The sequence below is a fragment of the Candidatus Thiosymbion oneisti genome, from assembly GCF_900092655.1.
In the GTDB taxonomy this organism is placed as follows: domain Bacteria; phylum Pseudomonadota; class Gammaproteobacteria; order Chromatiales; family Chromatiaceae; genus Thiosymbion; species Thiosymbion oneisti.
Window position 1 is genome coordinate 1 of record NZ_FLUY01001277.1, and the last position, 2,378, is coordinate 2,378.

The following is a 2,378-nucleotide window of genomic DNA, read 5'->3' on the forward strand; positions in this document are numbered from 1 at the left end:
TTAGCCTACCGAGGCGCTTAATCGACGCTGGAGCGTCGGGATTTGCTCCCACGCTGGAGCGTGGGGAGCCAGCCGAAAATCAATGTGTTAGTTTTTAGACAGTCTCTTAGTCCAACCCAATGCCATTAATGTCGACATCACACTCGACAATCGAATCGCGCAGTGTGTTCAGCGCCGCCAGAGCCGGCATATCTCGATGGTGAATCATCACCGTAGGGACGTATGCGATCCGGGCCGGCAATTTGGTCACACCGAGCTGTTCGGCGTAAAGGGATCGATGGACAATCCAACGTGGCATCAGTGTACAGCCGAGTCCCACGGCGACGCAGCCCAGGATGCCGTCCAGCGTGCCGAATTCCATGACCTCCGGACTTGGTCTACCGCCGTATTCCCGTAGCCAATTCAAGGCCCTGGCGCGATAAGCGCAACCGTCTCGGAATAGGATCAACGGTAGCCGAAGCGATCTGTTTGTTCCTAATAAATCATTTGTGGAGATAATAGACCCGATTTAAGCTGGCGGCATCCTTTTGTTCGCGGGTAGTGTCAAGTCCCGCTAGATTATAGACACATTTTTTGAAGAGGTTTGGCTGTTTTTGGGACCAGTTTTTCATCGCCTAAAGGGGGCGGGATATGGCCTAATACCTTCTGCGGGATATGTTGATTATAGACTTGGATATAGCGTTTAATAGTAGCGGCCAAATGCTCGGCTGAGTCGAAACGGACCACAGGCTCCGGCTGCTCAAGGCCAGTTAGATTTTTTGTCAGCCCAATTCGTCCTGCTCTACCAATTGTGTAAGGTACTCCAAGGCTCCATAAAGTCTGGAGAGTTTGTCAATGGTATAGTTTTCCGAATTTTGAGTAAATATATCTGCTATCAGCCTCCCAAACTGCCATAGGTTGCCGTCTGTAATGTTGCATTCGATCGGGAGGCCGTTTCTCTGGAATCTGCACTTGGTACGGCTGCGGCAGACTTGAGACACCTCGGTATTTCACCGATGCGAGTAGAGATGGATGTTCCCGAGGTAGCTATGGCGTCATAAATACGCATCGATTCCAGCTCGTAGATACTCTGTTCCAATGCAAGTCCAATTTGCCTCCTAATCCACAAAAATTCACCTCCGGTGCATAAATTGGACTAATCAGGCCGCTGCTTCAGTGGGGGAATAAAAGCGGCGGCTGTCGCAGGGTGTGCGGTTCTTGAGCATGGCCTGGATGGCGTGCAGCAGCTTGCGCATGACGGCGCAGACGGCCTGGATCTTCTTGAGGCCACGTCGTTCGATGAGGTGACGGTAGTCGGCCCTGACGTTAGGGTCGTGGCGCGCGGCGCTGAGTGCGGGCATGTAGAGGGCGGTACGCAGGTAGCGGTTGCCGGCCTTGGACAGGCGAGGCTTCTTGTTGACGCTGGGGCCGGATTGGTGTTGGCGTAGGTCGAGGCCAGCCATGGCGACCCATTGCTGAGCGCGCCTGTCGTCAGGGAGGACTAGCCGTTCGCCGAGGAGTTGGATGGCGCCGGCGGCGGCGATACCGGTGACGCTGATGAGGAGCTCGAAGGTATGCTGGAGCTGTTCGTCGGCGGCGATGAGGTCAAGGACGCGCTGACGCAGGGCTTCGAGGTGGGCATCGAGTTGGGCGATGCTCTGGTGCAGCTTGGCGATCAGGAAGTCGGGCGTGGTGGCAGTTTGCTCCGCGGCATGGAGTTGGTTTTTGGTTTGGGTTCGGAGCTGGTTGAGGGCGGCGATGCGGCGGGCACAGGCGCGGACGGCCAGAGCCAAGGCATCGGGGCGTTGCCAGGGGGTGATGGGCATGCGCAAGGCGAATTGGGCCAGGACGGTGGCATCGACGGCATGGCCTCGGCGAAGCGTTTGGCGGCCTTGGGGTTGATGACCATGAGCGCCAACCCGGCGTCATCCAGGGCGAGGGCCAGATCGAGGTGATACCAGCCGGTGGCCTCCAGACCGACCCGGCTCACCGGTGCCTTGCACAAGACCTTGCTCAGGGCCACATGACCGGCTGGGGTATTCTTGAACTCACGGGGTTTTCGCATCCGACCGTCACGGTTGATAACCAAGGTAACGGATTTGCTGCTGACATCGATTCCGGCGACCTTCATGTTGGTTTCTCCACTCAGTAAAAACCGGTTAGGATAGCGACCCGGTTCCCCGACCCTGGACCCTCGCCTACCGACCTTGTGTCGGCAGGCTCACGAGCACCGCTCACGGCCCCGGATACGCTCCGGTATTGGCGAAGCAGGCGGGGAGCCAATCTACGGACAGGCTCGCGGCTTCAGGGCGGGACGGCTTCCCAGGTCCTCTCCATTAACTCCCTTTCTACCTGATCCTTGGCTCTCCCTTGGATACAGAACATACAAGGGTGGGGTG

Annotated in this window: 3 protein-coding genes and 1 pseudogene; all 4 read right to left on the reverse strand. The window is 57.2% G+C overall.

Annotated features, from left to right (window positions below):
* Positions 1-106 precede the first annotated feature (106 nt).
* Complete coding sequence (locus BQ17_RS13310) at positions 107-448, reverse strand: LysR substrate-binding domain-containing protein (protein ID WP_218068267.1); 342 nt, start codon at positions 446-448, stop codon at positions 107-109.
* Positions 449-482: 34 nt separating this feature from the next.
* Positions 483-720: pseudogene (locus BQ17_RS24745) on the reverse strand (hypothetical protein); the annotation flags it as partial.
* Between the two features lie 419 nt (positions 721-1,139).
* Positions 1,140-1,772, reverse strand: coding sequence for a transposase (locus tag BQ17_RS13325; protein WP_256091602.1), 633 nt, complete (start codon positions 1,770-1,772; stop codon positions 1,140-1,142).
* On the reverse strand, positions 1,655-2,110 hold the full coding sequence (locus BQ17_RS23480) for an IS110 family transposase (protein WP_089727845.1): 456 nt from the start codon (positions 2,108-2,110) through the stop codon (positions 1,655-1,657). Before BQ17_RS23480 ends, BQ17_RS13325 begins: the two co-directional genes overlap by 118 nt.
* Positions 2,111-2,378 lie beyond the last annotated feature (268 nt).